Origin of the sequence: Streptomyces scopuliridis RB72 (assembly GCF_000718095.1) — a bacterium.
In the GTDB taxonomy this organism is placed as follows: domain Bacteria; phylum Actinomycetota; class Actinomycetes; order Streptomycetales; family Streptomycetaceae; genus Streptomyces; species Streptomyces scopuliridis.
Window position 1 is genome coordinate 1 of the sequence record NZ_JOEI01000034.1, and the last position, 16,312, is coordinate 16,312.

Here is a 16,312-nt window from a genome sequence, read left to right on the forward strand (position 1 = left end):
CGACCGCCACCGCACCACATCACCCGTGCGATACATCCGCCCACCCGCGACACCACCGTACGGATCAGCGACAAACCGCTCCCCCGTCAACCCCGGACGCCCCAAATACCCACGGGCCAGGCCCTCTCCCGCGATATACAGCTCACCGGTCACGCCCACCGGCACCGGACGCAACCCTGAATCCAGCACGTAGGCACGGGTGTTGGACACCGGACGGCCGATCGGCGGCGTCCTCCCGTCGTCGTCCAGGCCGACGTCCGGGTCGCCGTCGGCGTCGCCGTACCAGGCCGTCGCGTAGACGGTGGCCTCCGTCGGGCCATAGATGTTGGCGATACGGCAGCCCGGCAGGGCGGCGCGGATGTCGGCGACCGCGTGTGCCGACAGTGCCTCGCCCGCCAGGACCACGGTCTCCGCGGACGCCTTCACCCCGCCGTGCGCCAGGACTTGCGCGATCGCCGAAGGCACCGCGCTGATCAGGCTGCCCGACCAGCCGTCGCCGGCCCGCTCGGTGAGCGCGAGCAGATCGCGGACCACCTCGATGCTGCCGCCGCAGCACAACGGTCCGAACATCTCGAAGACGGAGACATCGAAGTTGAGCGAGGTGGACGCCAGGACGCGTCGCAACTGTCGCGGCCCGATGGCGTCGGCCGCCCACGAGGCGAGGTCGACCGCGCTCGCCTGGGACACCACAACTCCCTTGGGCCTGCCGGTGGAACCCGAGGTGTAGATCACGTACGCGGGGTGCGGGAGCCGTAGCGAGGTGGTGCGGTCGGCGTCGGAGGGGTTGGTGGCCGGCTGTCCGGCGAGCAGTCCGGCGGTCCGCGGATCGTCGAGGAGCAGACATGTCTTGCCGGACTCGGTCACCGTGGTCCCCGCCACCGTGAGCACGAGCGAGGGGCGGGCGTCGTCGAGCATGAACCCGGTCCGCTCGGCCGGGTAAGCGGGATCGATGGGAAGGTAGGCGGCCCCGGATTTGAGGACCGCGAGCAGCGCCACGATCATCGCGTCGGAGCGGGGTACCGAGAGCGCGACGACGGTCTCGGGCCCCGCGCCTCGTTCGATCAGCAGATGTGCGAGCCGGTTGGCGCGGGCGTTCAGCTCGGCGTAGGACAGCTCACGCCCCTCGAAGACCACCGCTGTGGATTTCGGGGTACGGGCGACCTGCACCTCGAACAGCTCGGGCAGGGTGACGGACGGTACGGGCCGTTCGGTGGCGTTCCACTCCACCAGCACCCGCTCGCGCTCCGCGGGCCGGAGGAGTTCCAGGCCGCCGACCGGCTCGTCGAGTCCGGCTCGGACCATGCCGCCGAGGAGATCGAGGAAACGCCGCTGGTGCGCCGCGATCTCTTCGGAGCCATAGAGTTCCGGGTTCGCGTCCAGGTCGATCTTCAGGCCGCTCCCCTGGCTCCCCTGGTTCAGGCCGCTCCCCTGGCCCTGCCCGGAGCCCGCGCGGCCGTCCACGACGAGCGACAGATCGTCGACCGGGCCGCCACCGAGGTTGTGCACGGTGGTGCGGTGGCCGGCGAACCGCAGGTCGTAGTCGACCATGACGATATTGATGTGCGGGCCGGCCAAACGGTGTTCGTCGCCGGAGAGTTCGAGGTCCCGCCGCAGGTCCTCGAAGCGGTAGCGCTGGTGCTTCAGCGCGAGGTGCAGTTCCTTCGACGCCTGCCGGACGAGTTCCCGGACGGTGGTGCCCGGGTGTACTTCCAGCCGGAACGGCAGCACGTTCGACATCATGCCGGGGATGGTGCGGGTCGCCATGGCTCCGCGGGCGACGACGGGGAGGCCGAGAACGACATCGCGGTTGCCCGTCATCCTGTGCATGTACGCGGCGAGCGCGGCCACGGCGACAGCGGGCCAGCTGACGTCCGCCTCGCGTGCCGTAGCGCGCAGCCCGTCCAGTACCCCTTCGTCCAGAAAGGCGGTCCGCCGCTCCAGATACCGGGGCAGGCTCGGCTGCCGGTCGGCGAGGCTGCTGGGAGCGGGCAGATCGGCGAAGCGCGCCGTCCAGTACGCGCGGTCGCGCACGAACCGCTCGGAGGACCGGTAGGCGGCCTCGTCCTCGATCAGCTCCCGCAGGGATCCGAACGTCGGCTCCGGGCAGGGGTGTCCCGCCGCCAGAGCCGTGTAGAGCCCGGCCACGCGCCCGCCGATGAGGGAGAGACCGAGGCCGTCCATGACGATGTGGTGGTAGCGCTGGTACCAGAACCAGTGGTCGTCCGCCACCTTGAACAGCGCGAACGCGAACAACGGGCCGCTCGTCGGATCGACCGGCCGGCGCGCCTCGGCCCGCATCCACTCCTCGGCGCTCGCCCGCGGATCGTCCTCGTCACTGACGTCGAAGAGGTCCATGTCCCAGTCGTCGTGCTCCTCGACGACCTGGGACGCGCTGCCGTCCTCCTCGACCACCCGGATCCGCAGCGTCTCGGCCTCGGCGACGATGCGTCGCAGCACGCTCTCGAACAGCGCCGGGTCGATCTCACCGTGGATCTCGATGTATTCGGCGATGTTAAAGATGGGATTCGTCGGATCGAGGCGCTGGGAAAGCCAGATACCGGACTGCGCGGCCGTAAGGGGCAGACGAGCAATCTGATAACCGGTCATGGTCCATCCGTTCTCGATCGGGCAATTGCACGGTCAATGAGGAATCGAATACGGCCGGGCAGGCCAGAAAGCCACCGGCACAACGAACTCGCGAGCCATTACATCTGTCACGGGTTAACAGCGGAGAAACCGACAGGCTCTCCCAGATATCAATCCGCGATATCAATCCGCGCACCGATAGAGGCGGGATGATGGGGCGGGATGATGGGCGCAGGGCTGTCCCGTAATCCCCGGTGGATTCACCAAAGCGGTATGCGGCCGCCGCCGACGGGAACGCGCCGGGAATTACCGGACGGCCCTACGGCCGGTCCCGCGGGAACTCAGCTCGCCTCAGCGAGCGGCGGCACGGCGGTACGCGCCGACTGCCGCGGGTACGACGGCGGCCAGCAGAAGGCCGCAGAGCACGAGGGACACCGGCACCGGATACTGGACGGGGAACGCCCCTTTGCCGGTGCCCGTCGTCGTGTTGCCGAACAACTCGCGACAGGCGGCCACCACGGCGCTGACGGGATTCCACTCGCACAGCCATCGCAGCCAGCCCGGCAGACCGTCCAGCGGGATGAAGGCGTTCGACAGGAACGTCAGCGGCATGACCAGCATGAACGCGATGGAGTTGACCGCCTCCGCGCTGCGTGCCAGCAGGCCGATGAGCGCGCCGAGCCAGGCCATGGTGTAGCCGAGCAGCAGGAGCAGCCCGAAACCGGCGAGGGCCTTGAGGAACCCCTCGTGCACCCGCCATCCCATGAGGTATCCGACGATGGCCATCGTGACGCAGGCGATGACCGCCAGCGTCAGATCGGAGAGGGTGCGCGCGATCAACACGGAGGACCGTGACATCGGCAGCGAACGGAACCGGTCGACCACACCGTTGCTGAGGTCGCCGGCGACGCCGAGAGCGGTGTTTCCCACGTTCGTGAGCATCATCTGGGTGAAGATGCCCGCCATCAGGTACGAGCGGTAGTCGCTGCCCGGCACGGAGATCGCGCTGCCGAACAGGACGCCGAAGACCACCACGTACGCGACGGGCATCAAGGTCACGCTGAGCAGCTTCTCCGGGATGCGCACCAGGTGCTTCATGTGCCGGCCGACCAGTGCGGACACGTCACTGACAAGTTCCACCATGAGGTACTCGCCCTACCTTTCCCTGCTGGTCGTGCCGCCGGTCAGGGCGAGGAACACACCGTCGAGCGAGGGCCGCCGGACGGCGAACCCGACGGTCCTGGCGCCCGCGGCGTCCAGCGCGGCGGCGGCCTCGGAGACCGTTTTCAGCCCGTCCCGCAGCGAGACGGAGACCGTGCGGCTGTCCTGCGCGACGACGGGTTCGGCGGCGGCGGTCTCCCGCAGCGCCGTCACGGTCGCGGGGATGTCGCTGTCGTCCGCCAAGGACACTTCGAGCCGCTCCCCGCCGACCTTGGCCTTCAGCTCGTCCGAGGTTCCGTCGGCGATGACCCGGCCTCCGTCGATGACCGCGATGCGGTCGGCGAGCTGGTCGGCCTCTTCCAGGTACTGGGTGGTCATGAGTACGGTCACCCCGCCCGCCAGCTGCTCGCGGATCATGTCCCACAGAGTGAGCCTGCTGGTCAGGTCGAGGCCGGTGGTCGGCTCGTCGAGGAACAGCACCTTGGGCTCCGCGATGAGGCTCGCGGCCAGGTCGAGCCTGCGTCGCATGCCTCCGGAGTACGTCTTGACCTGGCGTTCCGCGGCGTGCGCGAGATCGAGCCGGTCGAGCAGTTCATCGGCACGCGCCTTCGCCGCGCGGCGGCCGAGGCGGTACAGCGTGCCGATCAGCCGAAGATTCTCCCGCCCGGTGAGCCGCTCGTCGAGGGCCGCGTACTGGCCGGTGAGGCCGATACTGCGGCGCACCTCGCGCGGCTGATCACGTACGTCGTACCCGGCCACACTCGCCCGGCCCTCGTCCGGTTCGAGCAGCGTGGCGAGCACGCGCACGGTCGTCGTCTTGCCCGCCCCATTGGGGCCCAGGATCCCCAGTAGCGTTCCGGTGGGAACGGAAAGGTCCACACCGCACAGCGCTTCGTGGCCCCCGTAACGCTTACGAAGCCCTACTGCCTCGATAGCGATTTCCATGAATGCACCTCACGTAGAGCTTGCGCAAAATTCCGCGGCCTCCATTCGCTCAATCGCCCTGGGGGTGGCAAGTGACTTCCGGGAAGGCAGCGCCACTAAAGCACCCCGCCCACCTCGCTGACAAGCACCTGCCAAACCTCCGTGTGACATACACCGATAATTGAACCGTGAACAATGGGGCGCTTCCACCTGGACGAGAGAGACATTTACCCCGCGCCACTCGCCCCTCCGCCCGGTTGGTGCGGCGAGCGCCATTTGCCGTTCCGACAATGCTCCAAAAGTGCCCCCGAGGAGAACAGCAGGAGAATATTGCGGAACTGCTTTTTCGAGGCGTCGCCGACAACGCTGTCAACAAGCCATCCTCGGTGCGTCAGGCCCGGAGGGGCGGACGGACCATCACACTGGGGGCGCGGATGAGCGACACGAGCGAGCGGATCAGGCATGCCGGGGAGGACGGGCACGCGAGGCACCTGAGCGGCCCGGACCCCACCCCCTCCCTGGCGTGGTTCCGGCGCTTCACTCCTGTGTCCCGCCCACGTACGCGCCTGGTGTGCTTCCCGTACGCCGGCGGCGCCGCCAGCGCCTTCCGCACCTGGCCACGCCGGCTGCCGGAGACGGTCGAACTGCTGGCCGTGCAGTACCCGGGACGCCAGGACCGGCTCCAGGACCCGTGCGTCGACGACATGGACACCCTCGTGGAACCGATCGTCGAGGCACTGACGCCCTGGCTCGACCGGCCACTGGCCCTGTTCGGGCACAGCATGGGCGCCTCGGTGGCCTTCGAGGTGGCCATACGGCTCAAGGACCGGCATGGCGTGGATCCGGCCGCGCTGTTCGTCTCCGGCCGGGGAGCGCCCGGTCTCACGCGCGAATCCGCCCTCCACGAGCAGGGCGACGCGGCGCTGATCGCGGACGTGCTACGACTGGACGCGGCGGCGGCACCCGTACTGCGCGATCCGGATCTGCGGGAACTCGTCATGGGATCGATCCGCGCGGACTACCGGCTGAGCGAGACCTACCGCCCGCACCCCGACGCGTCGACCGGAGCCCCCATCACCGCTTATGTGGGGCGGGACGACCCCGACATCGCCCCGGACGACATCCGTGCCTGGGCCCGGCACACCCGCGCCGGATACAGCGAGAGGATCTTCCCGGGAAACCACTTCTACCTCGTTCCCCACGCGGCGGAGCTGATCCAGGACGTGGCGGCGAAGCTCCACACCACGGCGTAACCAGGCCGGCGGCGGGAGGCTCCCACCACCGACCGGTCTCCAACTGGTCCCCACCACAACGGAAGAGGCGGTCGCCTCGGAGGAATCGATCGCCACTTCAGGTGAAGGAGCGGCGAAGTTGCCGCGGGGGACAGCACATGGGGTCTCCATCGAGGGTTGGTTGGTCGCTGGGCTTCACTCGGCGTTGTCCATGCCGACGAACAACTTCGCGATACGCCACTCGCTTTCGGCGTTCCGCAGCGTGATCACGTAGAAGCCGGTCGTGATCACGTTCGAGGCCCCGCCCGCGTTCGACGTCAACATCAGGTAGGCCCACACCACTGCCGTGTCGGCGTCCGCACGGCGGAAGACCATGTTGACCAGGTTGTGCCTTCGCTGATCGGTTTGCGCTTCCGTTGCCTCTCGCACCAGGTCGAGAATCGCCGGGCGTCCGACGAACGGGCCCTGCTCGACCTCACCGGCGATGTTGACCGTCCAGGTGGCGTCTTCGGTCAGGACGCCCGCCAACGTCACCAGATCTCCGTGATCCAGGGCGAAGGCGTAGCGCGCCAGCGTCTGCTGGACGGCGAGCCGCTCTGCGGGGTCGAGATCCACCTTCCCCGCCGGCGTTGTGTTGAGGTGGCTGCTTCCCCAGCCGAAAGCCGCAGTTGTCGTCATATCAAGCCTCGCTGGTGCTCGGTTGCCGGGTGAAAGATCGGGCGGGCACAGCGACAGCGGCCACCCGGCGTGCGCCGGGAGGGAGGAGGGCGGAGGGCGTGACATGAGCGGCGCGCCGCCTTGCGACCGACCGCTCCACCGTCAGGTCGCCGGACCGCTGCCGTCGCCGACGGTGATGTGCCGGCCGGTGATGTCGCCGTTCCGCCGGCATCAGGAATGCGACCGTCTCGGCGATCTCCTGCGGCGAACCGAGCCGGACCGCACGGGTCGGCTCGGTTCGCCGCAGCGAGCATCGCGACTGCCTGGTCGCCAGACGCGCCCCAAGCTCTCCGCGTTGGCGTCTCGATGGCCGCCGGTGCCCTGCGGACGGGCGCCGGACGCGTCGGTGAAACGGCTCGTTCCTAAGCGACCGTGAGCACGATCTTGCCCTGGATGTGCCCTCGGGCGGCGCGTTCGTGCGCGGCCCGGGCGTCCGCGAGCGGAAACGTGCTGTCGATCGCGACGCGGACCGTGCCCGCGTCGAGCAGGCGCCCCAGTTCGGCGAGCTGCGCGCCGTTCGAGCGGACCTGGGCGCTCGATACCGTGACGCCCAGCTTCGCGGTCTCTGCTTCGTCGAAGTCCCCTGGAAGTACGGGGAACTGGGCGCCGCCGCGCTTGAGCGTGCGCAGGAGGCGTTTGCTGTCGGGGCCGCCGACGGTGTCGAGAACGAGGTCGACGTCGTGCACGAGTTCCTCGGGACGCCTCTTGGTGTAGTCGATGAACCGGTCGGCGCCGAGCTCGTTCAGGAACGATTCATGCGCGCCCGATGCCACCGCGATGACACGCGCACCCTTCCACTTCGCCAGCTGCAGGGCGAAGTGCCCCACGCCGCCCGCGGCGCCGTTGATGAGCACCGTCGTGTCGGCGTCGAGTGCCGTCGGGCGATGCCGTGCCTCCTGGAAGGGCGAGGGGTGATCGTGTCCGACCTCGATCAGGAACTGCCACGCGGTGAGCCCGGCCATGGGCGCCCCGGCGGCGTGCACGTGGTCGACGCCGGCCGGCTTGTGTGCGAGATCCGACGCGGGCGCGGCCACGTACTCGGCGTATGCGCTGCCGTCGAAGCTGGGAAAACGCAGAAGACCGAAGACTTCATCACCCACGGCGAGGCCGTCCACGTCTGCGGCGACGGCCTCGACGACACCCGACACGTCCGTCCCCGGAATTACCGGCAGGCCGACCGTCGATTCCGTCTCCCCGGGCATCGTGGTCAGCCCGCCGCGCAGGTACCAGTCCGGAGGATTGACACCGACCGCGTGAACGCGAACGAGCACCTCGCCCGGCCCCGGCTCGGGAATCGGCACCTCGTCGTAACGCAGAACTTCAGGGCCGCCGTGCTCATGGAGCCGGACCGCCCTCATCGTGTGTGTCGGCATCGTTTTCTCCTGCCCGCGCTGCGGGATACGCTTATTCGGATCAGCGATCCACATAAACGGACCACTGATCCGAATATATGGACCACTGATCCGGATAGTCAAGGGGGACAGATGCGGGCCGACGCCAGGAAGAACCGCGACCACCTGCTCGCGGTAGCGGGCACCGCCATCACCGAGCAAGGCGTCGACGTGTCACTGCGCGACATCGCACGCAGGGCCGATGTCGGGCTCGCGACGCTGCTGCGTCACTTCCCGACGCGCGAGGCGCTGCTCGACGCCCTGCTTCGCACGAGCTTCGACGAACTGACGGCAAGGGCAGCCGAGCTTGAGACGTCGAGTTCACCCGAAGACGCTCTCGTTTCGTGGCTACGCGACTGCGTCGCGTGGACAACCGAGTACCGGGGTGTGACCGTGCTGATGGCAGCCGCCATCGAGGACACCGAATCCGCACTCCACGCTTCGTGCGTCACCCTGCGCGCAGCCGGTGCGCGGCTCCTCACCCGTGCCCAGGCCGCGGGCATGGCGCGGAGCGATATCGATGGCACCGATTTGTTTGCGCTGGTAGCGGCGCTCGCGTGGCTCGGCGATCAACCCTCGCTCGCGCCACGCGCCGACCACCTCTTCGATGTCGTCGCGAGCGCGATTCTGACGAGCGCGGGGAGCAGCCATGCCAAGAGGGAACGCCGCCCTCGGGCCCGTAGTTGACACCGTCGCGCACAGGAACCAGCGAACTCGGCCGCGCGCTCGGCGGGGAGGGGCTCGACGCCGAGTTCGCCAAGCCGGCCGAGGCCCGCGGCAATGAGTCGCGCCGCTCCCCGGGAGCACCCGGCGACCGCCGCGAAGCGGCCGACGAAGGCCGCGGCGCGCAAGCTGATCAGCGCCCTGGCCGGCTCCTGACGCTCAGCACTCTTCACCGTCGTCGCCCTCACCCGACTCCGGCGCATCCAGGTGGCCACCTGCTCCACTCACTGAGCGACGACGAGCATGTCTACAACGAGCACAGGCCCCACCGCACCACCCACTTCCGACCCCGCATCCCCGCCCAGCCCACCGAGGACACGGCACCGACGGACCGGCCCGAGCCCGAGCCCGACGAAGGTTGAGAGGCGAACTTCAAACGGCTGCGGCAGGAGAACACCGACCTGCGCCCCACCCTCGTTCTGTACGAAGAAGCCATCCGGCAACCGACTTTCGAAAACGACTCCCTGACCTGGGACCAATCGTGGCGCCGAGCGTGCACGGCGGGGCGGCACCAGCACCCGGCTGGGGCCCCAATCATCCCTGGCGCGGGCGGCGATCAAGTGTCGGCTGAGGCTATCCTCGCTGCATGGCATGCCGAATCAGCGAACTCGTCATCGACGCGGAAGACCCTGGCCGACTGGCCGCATTTTGGTGCGATGTCCTCGGCTACGTCGAGCTGGATCGAGAAAGTGACGGCAGCATCGAAATCGGCCCGCCCGGCGTCGGATTCGGCGGCGCACAGCCAACCCTCGTCTTCAATGCGGGCCGCGACCCCCGGCTCGGGAAGCTCCCGCTGCACATCGATGTCAACGCCACCGACCGCGACCAGGACGCCGAGCTGGCCAGGTTGCTCGCACTGGGCGCCGTGCGTGTCGACATCGGCCAGACCGGGGAAGAGAGCTGGCATGTCCTGGCCGACCCCGAGGGCAATGAGTTCTGTCTCTTGCGCACGCAGCTGAAGCCCATCTGACGTCCCGTCACATCGAACAAGGCACAGCGGGCGGCGGGGTGAGGTTGCCAACTCGCTGATGGCGACGACGGCGCGCGGTGTCAGTGGGACCTTCCAGCGTCGGCACCGCGACGCGGGCGCGTGCACCATCAAGGGGAAGGGTCGCAACGGCCTGGCCCCCCAGAGGCTCAGCACCTCGCTCTGCAAGCGAGCTCTCCATCAGGCCGCGCAGGCGCACATCTGCGAAGGCGCAACCTGCGGCCACACCGGACTCACCTGGTTCGCCCACGCCGGCGCCCCCAACTGGTCCCCAGAGCAACGGAATAGGCGGTACCGGATTTCTCCGATACCGCCAACGACCTGCGAAAACGCTGGTAGGGACGACAGGATTCGAACCTGCGACCCCTTGACCCCCAGCAACGCGCTCGACACCGCATTGAAGACCTGAACAGCCACACCCCGCTGTACTGCGCGGTCAAAGCACGCACCGCACGCTACACGGCCGCCAGAGTCACCCTGGCGTGGAGGGCGCCCGCACCGGGGCCCCGAACCCACGCCCTAACACGACTCCTCCAGGTATGTGCGCGCCAGCGCCCCGGCGCGTGTGAGCCAGTCGGTGAGTACGGCGATCTCGTCCGGCGAGTAGTCCGTGCAGAGTTCGGCGAGCAACGTGTAGTACGGCCCGTAGACGGCCTGCACACGCTCGGCGGCGGCCGGAACCGCGGTGACGCGCACCCGGCGCCGGTCGGCGGGGTCCGGGCGGCGGACCACGAAGCCGCCGCGTTCCAGGCGGTTGAGGATGCCGGTCACCGCACCCGTCGTGACGTGTGCGCGCCCGGCCAAGTCGCCGGCGGTGACCGGGGCGCCCTCGGCCTCCAGGACATGCGCGAAGCAGACGAGGTCCTTGACGCTCAGCCCCAGATTCCGGGCGAACTCCTGACGGCCGACGAGGTTCGTCGCGACGAGATCGTCCAGCGCGCCGATCGCATCCGCGGCGGAGGCGGTGGGGCGTGGTTTGCCCTCCATTGATATTCCTTAGTACGTAAGATAAATTCCTCACTTGCTAAGACATCATAAGGTCGGCAGGTGCTGGGAGGCAGGCACGTGAGTGGACACCACGACGAGGGGCACACCATCGCGGGATGGGTCGGGTCCGCCGTCGCCATGGTCGGGGCCCTGGCCATCGGCGTGGGCATCATCGGCTGGCGCCCGGGAATCTGGTGGGGGCTGATAGCCCTGGTGGCGGCGGTGCTGATCACGTGGGGCCTGCATCTCGCGGGTTGGGGCAAGCCGCCCCACCCGCGAAGCATCGACCAGCAGGGACTCACGGTGCGTGACCATTCCGCGCGCGAGGGGCACACGAACTGCCGCGGGTGCCGACTGGCAGGACGCCGCGGCGGGTGGCCGTTGGACACGCCCGTTGATTCCTGAGCACGGACATAGAGTCAGTTCCTCGGCGAATCGGCGGGGCACATCATGGAGATCACCGTCCAGTGGGATTTCGGTTCGCTGTTGGGCAGGCGCTTGCGGAATGCCTTCTTCCCGGCCGGGGTGACGGCGGTGGCGTGATGTTCGACTTGTTGAATCGACCCCGGACGCACGATCTGCAGCCGTAGCGTCCAGGGTGCCGGTCGGAGTCAGGGTGCCCACCGCACACTTCTGCCGCTTCGAACACCAGGTCAGGACGCGCGTGATCACCATCGGAATCGAACGTCGATTCGCCGTCGAAGGCGTCGGCGGCCTCGGCCGCACACTCGCCCAGCAGCTGGCCGCGGCCCGCGAGGACGTCGTCGATGTGCCGTCCACGCTGTCGGCCAGGGCCCGGCTCCTGTCGAGAACGAAGCCCAGATGCGCGATGCCCTCGCCGCCTCACGGACATCGCTGCCAGGGCTCGGGGCGGTGCTCGCCGCCAAGGGCCTCGGACACATCGGCGACGTCACCCGATTCCCCACCGAGCACCACTTCGCCGGCTACACCGGCAGCGCAACCTGCTGAGGCCCGCAGGGCCCTCAAGCGGCGTCTCTCGAACGTTGTCTACCGGATCATGAAACGAGACCAGCGAAACCAACTCGCAGCAGCTGCTTGACACAGAGGCGCTAATCAGCGGTCTGCCAGTGCCTCGGGGACCGGTGACACCACCCCCAGGCCATACCTTCAACAGGGGGGAGCAGTCATGCCGGTCCCGGAGGCCGGGAACCTCATTGCGGGACCACGAAAAAGGTCATGGGGCAATCTCACCTTCGGCAGGGAATCCGGCCCTATGGATCTTCGGCCTCTGGACCGATCGATTTCCGGAGCTGACCGCAGTCAGCGTCTCCGAGACGCCCAAGACGTGAGCCGAGTACCGGCCGGCGTGATGGCGACCGGCGGTTGACGTCCTGGGGGCAGTCTGGCTGGCCCTCCGTGACAGATCCGCCACGAACAGCGTCCCGCAGATGCGAAATCCCACCCGGTCAACCATCGCACGCGGAGAGCCTGCCCGCCGCCCGCCGCACTCGGGAGGGAAGCCCCACCGGTCACCGCCAGGACCACCGCCACAATGCGATCGATCCCGGGAGCACCGAATATGGGATGAGCGAATCGAATGGACGACACCCGTTCGGGCGCCGGCACGGGCCCGATCCGCAACGGATGAGGGATCTGTGATGAAAGATTTCGCTGGGGCCAAGTGGGGCTATGTGACGCGCAGAATCAACGACCGGGACGCGACCGTGCCCGGTGGGTCGGTTCGCGAACCGCAGCTCGGGGATCTTGTGGTTGCCACCGTGGCCCACCTGGGCGAGCTTGACCATCTGGAGGATGTCCATGGTCGGCGCGTCCGTCTCTACTTGGGCGACATTGTGGTGGGTGCATACGGCAACCGGTATGCCACGGACTTCTACGAGGGTTACCTGCCGACCGGGCCCAATGTTCATCTGCTGACGGCGGGCGGCCTTGTGGGAACGGTGGCCTCGGCGCATACGCGACGGCTGCCACCGACCGAGTTGAAGGTGATCGGCACGCTGAACGACCGGTCCGGGATGCCACTGTCGCTGGAACACTATGCGCGGACGCCGTCGCCGCACACGGCGCCGGAGTGGGGCACTCTGGTCGTGCTCGGCTCGTCGATGAACGCGGGCAAGACCACGACGGCGTCGGCCATGGTGAGCGGCTGGACGCGAGCCGGACTGGCTGCCGGTGCGGGCAAGGTCACCGGTTCCGGCAGCGGCAAGGATCGCTGGACGTACATCGACGCGGGCGCCAGCACCGTGGCCGAATTCCTCGACTTCGGCATGTCTTCCACGTTCGGCTATCCGGTCGAGCGGCTGCGGACCACGATGATCGCCATCCGCGATGCCCTGGTCGACGACGGTGCGGACGCAGTCGTCCTGGAGATCGCCGACGGGCTGCTGCAGTCCGAGACACGGGCGCTTGCCGAGTGCCTGCCCGGATTCGCCCACGGTGTCGTACTGGCGGCGGCCAATGCGCTGGACGCGGTGGCCGGGGTGACGATCCTGCAGGGACTGGGGGTCCCGGTCCGCATGGTGAGTGGCCTGGTCACCGCCAGCCCCCTTGCCTCCCAGGAAGCACACGCGGCCACGGGACTGCCGGTCCTGTCCCCGCCACAGCTGGCGAACGGCGCGGCCGTGGACCTGGTGCGCGCACCGGTCCGGCAGACCGTCGCCACGGCGGGACCCTTCGCCGACACCGCTGTCCGGGGATGATGCCCCGTGATCCCGGCGATCGTCTACATACCTGACGGACGTCCCTGGCCCGGGCAGTTGCGTGAAGTCGCCCTGGACGTCCTTGAGCTGCGGCCGGCCGAAGTGGTGCTGCCCGAGGCCACGGTCCGCGACGAGCGCGGCGGGCAGCTGTTCAACGGCTCCACGTTGATGTTCGACCCCGCGGCCGGTGGCGGCCCCCTGGCTGACGCCGTCGCAGACCGGCAGGCCCGAGCATTCGGCGTGACCAACACGGCCTTCCACGTCCAGCGTGCTCTGCGGTTCGCTTCAGCCCTGCTCGGCCACCCTCTCCCTCGCCTGCTGGTCAGAATCGGGATGCACGACCAGCCCCGCCGCTGGCGCGGAGGGCATTACCGGCTTCCCAGGCCGTCACTCACGGACGAGCCCGCCACTCTCAGCTGTGCGGGCGAGGTCCATCTGGGGGGCGGCGCCGGATTCGTCCCGGCACCGGATGGCAGCCGGTATTTCCACGCCCCCGCCCACAACGCCGCGATCATCTGTCACGAGGTCGGCCATCATCTGTGCCGGCACACCGCGGACTTCCGGCTCAACCGGCTGCGTCCCCCGGAGCAGCAGACCAACCGGAAGATCGCCCTGGACGAGGGCACAGCAGATGTCCTCACGGCCATCCTGCTGGGCACCTCTGACATCTATGGCTGGCACCGCGGGACCATCGCCGAGTGGGACCCGCGGCGCCGCAAACTGCAGCCCCGGTGGACAATGGCGCACTTCGTGGGCGGGCGGGACCAGGACCCGCACGCCGACGGCACCGTGTGGGCATCGGCATGCTGGTCCGCTCGTGAGCGGGTCATCGCCACGGGTGCCGACGCGGCACGCTTCGATGCGGCGCTGCTGCGCGGCATGGAGTCGGCCGGAGCCGATGCCGCCCGGCTGACCAAGGACGCCCTGAGCCAACGCCGCCAGTTCTCCCGGCTGCTGTCCGCGATCACGCGTGCCGACCCCGGACTCGCGCCGGTGGTATTGACCGCCATGGCCGAGCACGGCATACGCCCCGGCGCGAGCAACGCAGCTCTCGAAGGCGCTGCCCGCGCGGACCTGACCGGGGAGGTGGGCCGATGAGGGCCAGCCGAGCCGATGTGGGAATGATGCGATACCTATGGCGATTCCGTTCCTACGGCCGCCCGCACCTGGGCACGCTCGTGCTCGGCGTGGGACTGCGCGTCGGAGAACTGATCGCCGACCTGGCGGCACCCTGGCCGCTGGCGCTGGTCATCGACAACGTACTCAAGGGCCGGACCAGCGGCCCACTGGCCTGGCTCACGGGCATCGTGGGCTCGTCCCCGCTGGCCATGCTCAGCGTAGCCGCCGCCGCACTGCTGCTGATCACTCTCGCCTCGGGGACGTTCGACTACCTCGGTGACCGTGTGATGAACAGCGCCGGAGAGCGGATCACCGCGGAGATCCGCACGGACGTCTTCGCCCACATGCAACGGCTCCCCATGAGCTACCACGACCGGCAAGCCGTCGGGGAACTGACCAGCCGCATCGCGATCGACACCAGCCGGATCCAGGACGCTCTGGTCGACCTGTTCTCCACACTTCTGCCCGGACTGCTGGCCCTCGCGGGCTACGCCACCGTCATCCTCTCCGTTGACTGGCGCCTGGGGTTGATCGCGATCGGGGGCGCCCCGCTGATATTCCTCACGGCCGCCCGCTACACCCGGTTGACCCGCCAGACGGAACGGCGGCAGCGCGCCGCCGAAGGACACCTCGCCACCTTCGTCACCGAATCCCTTCAAGGCATCCGCACCATCCACGCCTTCGGCCGCCAGGACCTGCACGACGCACATTTCGCCACCAGCAACAGCACCACCCTCAACGCCGGCCTGCGCAGCGTCGAACTGCGGGCCCGATTCACTCCACTGCTCGAAGCCGCCGCCGCGGTGGCCACCGCGGCACTGCTGTGGGCGGGCGGCCTCGGTGTCGTGAACCACTGGTGGAGCGTCGGGCTGCTGGTCGTGGTGACCAGCTACCTCAAGGACATGATCAAGCCCATGCGATCGATGTCCCGCCTTTCGATCACCTTCCCCCAGGGCGCGGCCTCCGCGGAACGCGTCGCCGCCATCCTCGACCAGCCACCCCCGCCCCCGACACCACACCGGCGCCTGCCCGACCGCGCCACCGGCCGAATCGACCTGCACGACATCACCCTCGACTACGGCCGCGGCCCCGTCCTGAACCACTTCGACCTCACCGTCCACCCCGGCGAACACCTCGCGCTGCTCGGACCCAACGGCTCCGGCAAATCCACCGTGCTCTCCCTCATCGCCGGGCTCTACGCGCCCACCCGCGGCCGCCTGCTCCTCGACGGACTCCCCCTCGCCGACATCCCCGCCATCTGGCTGCACCGCCAGATCGCAGTCGTGCTGCAGGACACGTTCCTGTTCTCCGGCACCATCGCCGACAACATCCGCTACGCCCGACCCGACGCCGGCCCGCACGAGGTCGCCCGGGCGGCGGAGGCAGCCCTGGTCACCGAGTTCACCGAACGCCTGCCCGATGGCCTGGGCACCCGGCTCGCCGACCGAGGCGCCGGACTGTCCGGCGGCCAGCGCCAACGCGTCGGCATCGCCCGCGCCCTGCTTGCCGACGCCCCCGTTGTGCTGCTCGACGAACCCACCACGGGACTGGACAACGCCGCCGAAGAACTCGTCGTCCGCGCGCTCGGCCACCTGGTCGAGAGCCGAACAGCGGTCATGACCACCCACCGGCCGGCCCTCACCCGCCTCGCCACCCGCACCATCCATCTCGACGACGGCACCCCGCGCACGGGCGGCAGTCCGGCCTCGAAGTCGACCCGGCGGGAGGCTGCGCGGGCGACCCGGCGGGCCGCCTGACGGGTCCAGTCCCAGCCATGACTCAACAGACGAGTCCTTTTTCTGCCCT

The 16,312-nt window shown here is 68.9% G+C and carries 14 protein-coding genes; 8 read left to right on the top strand and 6 right to left on the bottom strand.

Features of this window, described 5'->3' with window-relative positions:
- The 3 genes from IF11_RS0132255 to IF11_RS0132265 form a co-directional block, all read right to left on the bottom strand.
- Positions 1 to 2,607, bottom strand: a 2,607-nt coding sequence (locus tag IF11_RS0132255; RefSeq protein WP_037729146.1) for an amino acid adenylation domain-containing protein, incomplete at its 3' end; no start/stop codon positions are given.
- Between the two features lie 330 nt (positions 2,608 to 2,937).
- On the bottom strand, positions 2,938 to 3,729 hold the full coding sequence (locus tag IF11_RS0132260; RefSeq protein WP_030355343.1) for an ABC transporter permease: 792 nt from the start codon (positions 3,727 to 3,729) through the stop codon (positions 2,938 to 2,940).
- A gap of 12 nt (positions 3,730 to 3,741) precedes the next feature.
- Positions 3,742 to 4,692, bottom strand: a complete 951-nt coding sequence (locus tag IF11_RS0132265; RefSeq protein WP_030355344.1) for a daunorubicin resistance protein DrrA family ABC transporter ATP-binding protein — start codon at positions 4,690 to 4,692, stop codon at positions 3,742 to 3,744.
- A 413-nt stretch (positions 4,693 to 5,105) separates the two neighbouring features.
- Between IF11_RS0132265 and IF11_RS0132270 the strand changes: the two genes are divergently transcribed.
- Entirely contained in the window at positions 5,106 to 5,924 is an 819-nt protein-coding gene (locus tag IF11_RS0132270; protein ID WP_078491030.1) for a thioesterase II family protein, read from the top strand.
- 174 nt (positions 5,925 to 6,098) lie between these two features.
- On the opposite strand, the gene IF11_RS0132275 is transcribed toward IF11_RS0132270, so the two are convergent.
- Positions 6,099 to 6,581, bottom strand: a complete 483-nt coding sequence (locus tag IF11_RS0132275; protein ID WP_030355346.1) for a nuclear transport factor 2 family protein — start codon at positions 6,579 to 6,581, stop codon at positions 6,099 to 6,101.
- Between the two features lie 401 nt (positions 6,582 to 6,982).
- Positions 6,983 to 7,993 (bottom strand): NADP-dependent oxidoreductase, encoded by a 1,011-nt coding sequence (locus tag IF11_RS0132280; RefSeq protein WP_030355347.1) that lies wholly within the window; start codon positions 7,991 to 7,993, stop codon positions 6,983 to 6,985.
- A 111-nt stretch (positions 7,994 to 8,104) separates the two neighbouring features.
- On the opposite strand from IF11_RS0132280, the gene IF11_RS0132285 reads away from it, so the two are divergent.
- Positions 8,105 to 8,698, top strand: a complete 594-nt coding sequence (locus tag IF11_RS0132285) for a TetR/AcrR family transcriptional regulator (RefSeq protein WP_030355348.1) — start codon at positions 8,105 to 8,107, stop codon at positions 8,696 to 8,698.
- Between the two features lie 622 nt (positions 8,699 to 9,320).
- Entirely contained in the window at positions 9,321 to 9,704 is a 384-nt protein-coding gene (locus tag IF11_RS0132295) for a VOC family protein (protein WP_030355349.1), read from the top strand.
- Between the two features lie 537 nt (positions 9,705 to 10,241).
- Here IF11_RS0132295 and IF11_RS0132300 read toward each other — a convergent pair.
- Positions 10,242 to 10,709: a MarR family winged helix-turn-helix transcriptional regulator gene (locus tag IF11_RS0132300; protein ID WP_030355350.1), complete on the bottom strand. Its 468-nt coding sequence runs from the start codon at positions 10,707 to 10,709 to the stop codon at positions 10,242 to 10,244.
- Positions 10,710 to 10,787: 78 nt separating this feature from the next.
- Between IF11_RS0132300 and IF11_RS0132305 the strand changes: the two genes are divergently transcribed.
- The 5 genes from IF11_RS0132305 to IF11_RS0132330 all read left to right on the top strand — a co-directional run bounded on the left by IF11_RS0132305 (position 10,788) and on the right by IF11_RS0132330 (position 16,263).
- Positions 10,788 to 11,114, top strand: a complete 327-nt coding sequence (locus tag IF11_RS0132305) for a hypothetical protein (RefSeq protein ID WP_030355351.1) — start codon at positions 10,788 to 10,790, stop codon at positions 11,112 to 11,114.
- Positions 11,115 to 11,531: 417 nt separating this feature from the next.
- Positions 11,532 to 11,678, top strand: a complete 147-nt coding sequence (locus IF11_RS41700; RefSeq protein WP_206300615.1) for a transposase — start codon at positions 11,532 to 11,534, stop codon at positions 11,676 to 11,678.
- 650 nt (positions 11,679 to 12,328) lie between these two features.
- The gene (locus IF11_RS0132320) at positions 12,329 to 13,387 is read left to right on the top strand and encodes a hypothetical protein (RefSeq protein ID WP_051746406.1); all 1,059 of its coding nucleotides are present in this window, start codon (positions 12,329 to 12,331) and stop codon (positions 13,385 to 13,387) included.
- A 6-nt stretch (positions 13,388 to 13,393) separates the two neighbouring features.
- Positions 13,394 to 14,485, top strand: coding sequence for a hypothetical protein (locus tag IF11_RS0132325; RefSeq protein WP_030355353.1), 1,092 nt, complete (start codon positions 13,394 to 13,396; stop codon positions 14,483 to 14,485).
- Complete coding sequence (locus tag IF11_RS0132330; RefSeq protein WP_078491031.1) at positions 14,482 to 16,263, top strand: ABC transporter ATP-binding protein; 1,782 nt, start codon at positions 14,482 to 14,484, stop codon at positions 16,261 to 16,263. Before IF11_RS0132325 ends, IF11_RS0132330 begins: the two co-directional genes overlap by 4 nt.
- Positions 16,264 to 16,312 lie beyond the last annotated feature (49 nt).

What these genes read in the sequence shown, in the direction of transcription:
- IF11_RS0132270 (WP_078491030.1), top strand. Translation starts at nt 5,106, where the DNA reads ATGAGCGACACGAGCGAGCGGATCAGGCATGCCGGGGAGGACGGGCAC.
- IF11_RS0132330 (WP_078491031.1), top strand. Translation starts at nt 14,482, where the DNA reads ATGAGGGCCAGCCGAGCCGATGTGGGAATGATGCGATACCTATGGCGA.
- IF11_RS0132265 (WP_030355344.1), bottom strand. Translation starts at nt 4,692, where the DNA reads ATGGAAATCGCTATCGAGGCAGTAGGGCTTCGTAAGCGTTACGGGGGC.
- IF11_RS0132295 (WP_030355349.1), top strand. Translation starts at nt 9,321, where the DNA reads ATGGCATGCCGAATCAGCGAACTCGTCATCGACGCGGAAGACCCTGGC.
- IF11_RS41700 (WP_206300615.1), top strand. Translation starts at nt 11,532, where the DNA reads ATGCGCGATGCCCTCGCCGCCTCACGGACATCGCTGCCAGGGCTCGGG.
- IF11_RS0132280 (WP_030355347.1), bottom strand. Translation starts at nt 7,993, where the DNA reads ATGCCGACACACACGATGAGGGCGGTCCGGCTCCATGAGCACGGCGGC.
- IF11_RS0132320 (WP_051746406.1), top strand. Translation starts at nt 12,329, where the DNA reads ATGAAAGATTTCGCTGGGGCCAAGTGGGGCTATGTGACGCGCAGAATC.
- IF11_RS0132260 (WP_030355343.1), bottom strand. Translation starts at nt 3,729, where the DNA reads ATGGTGGAACTTGTCAGTGACGTGTCCGCACTGGTCGGCCGGCACATG.
- IF11_RS0132300 (WP_030355350.1), bottom strand. Translation starts at nt 10,709, where the DNA reads ATGGAGGGCAAACCACGCCCCACCGCCTCCGCCGCGGATGCGATCGGC.
- IF11_RS0132275 (WP_030355346.1), bottom strand. Translation starts at nt 6,581, where the DNA reads ATGACGACAACTGCGGCTTTCGGCTGGGGAAGCAGCCACCTCAACACA.
- IF11_RS0132285 (WP_030355348.1), top strand. Translation starts at nt 8,105, where the DNA reads ATGCGGGCCGACGCCAGGAAGAACCGCGACCACCTGCTCGCGGTAGCG.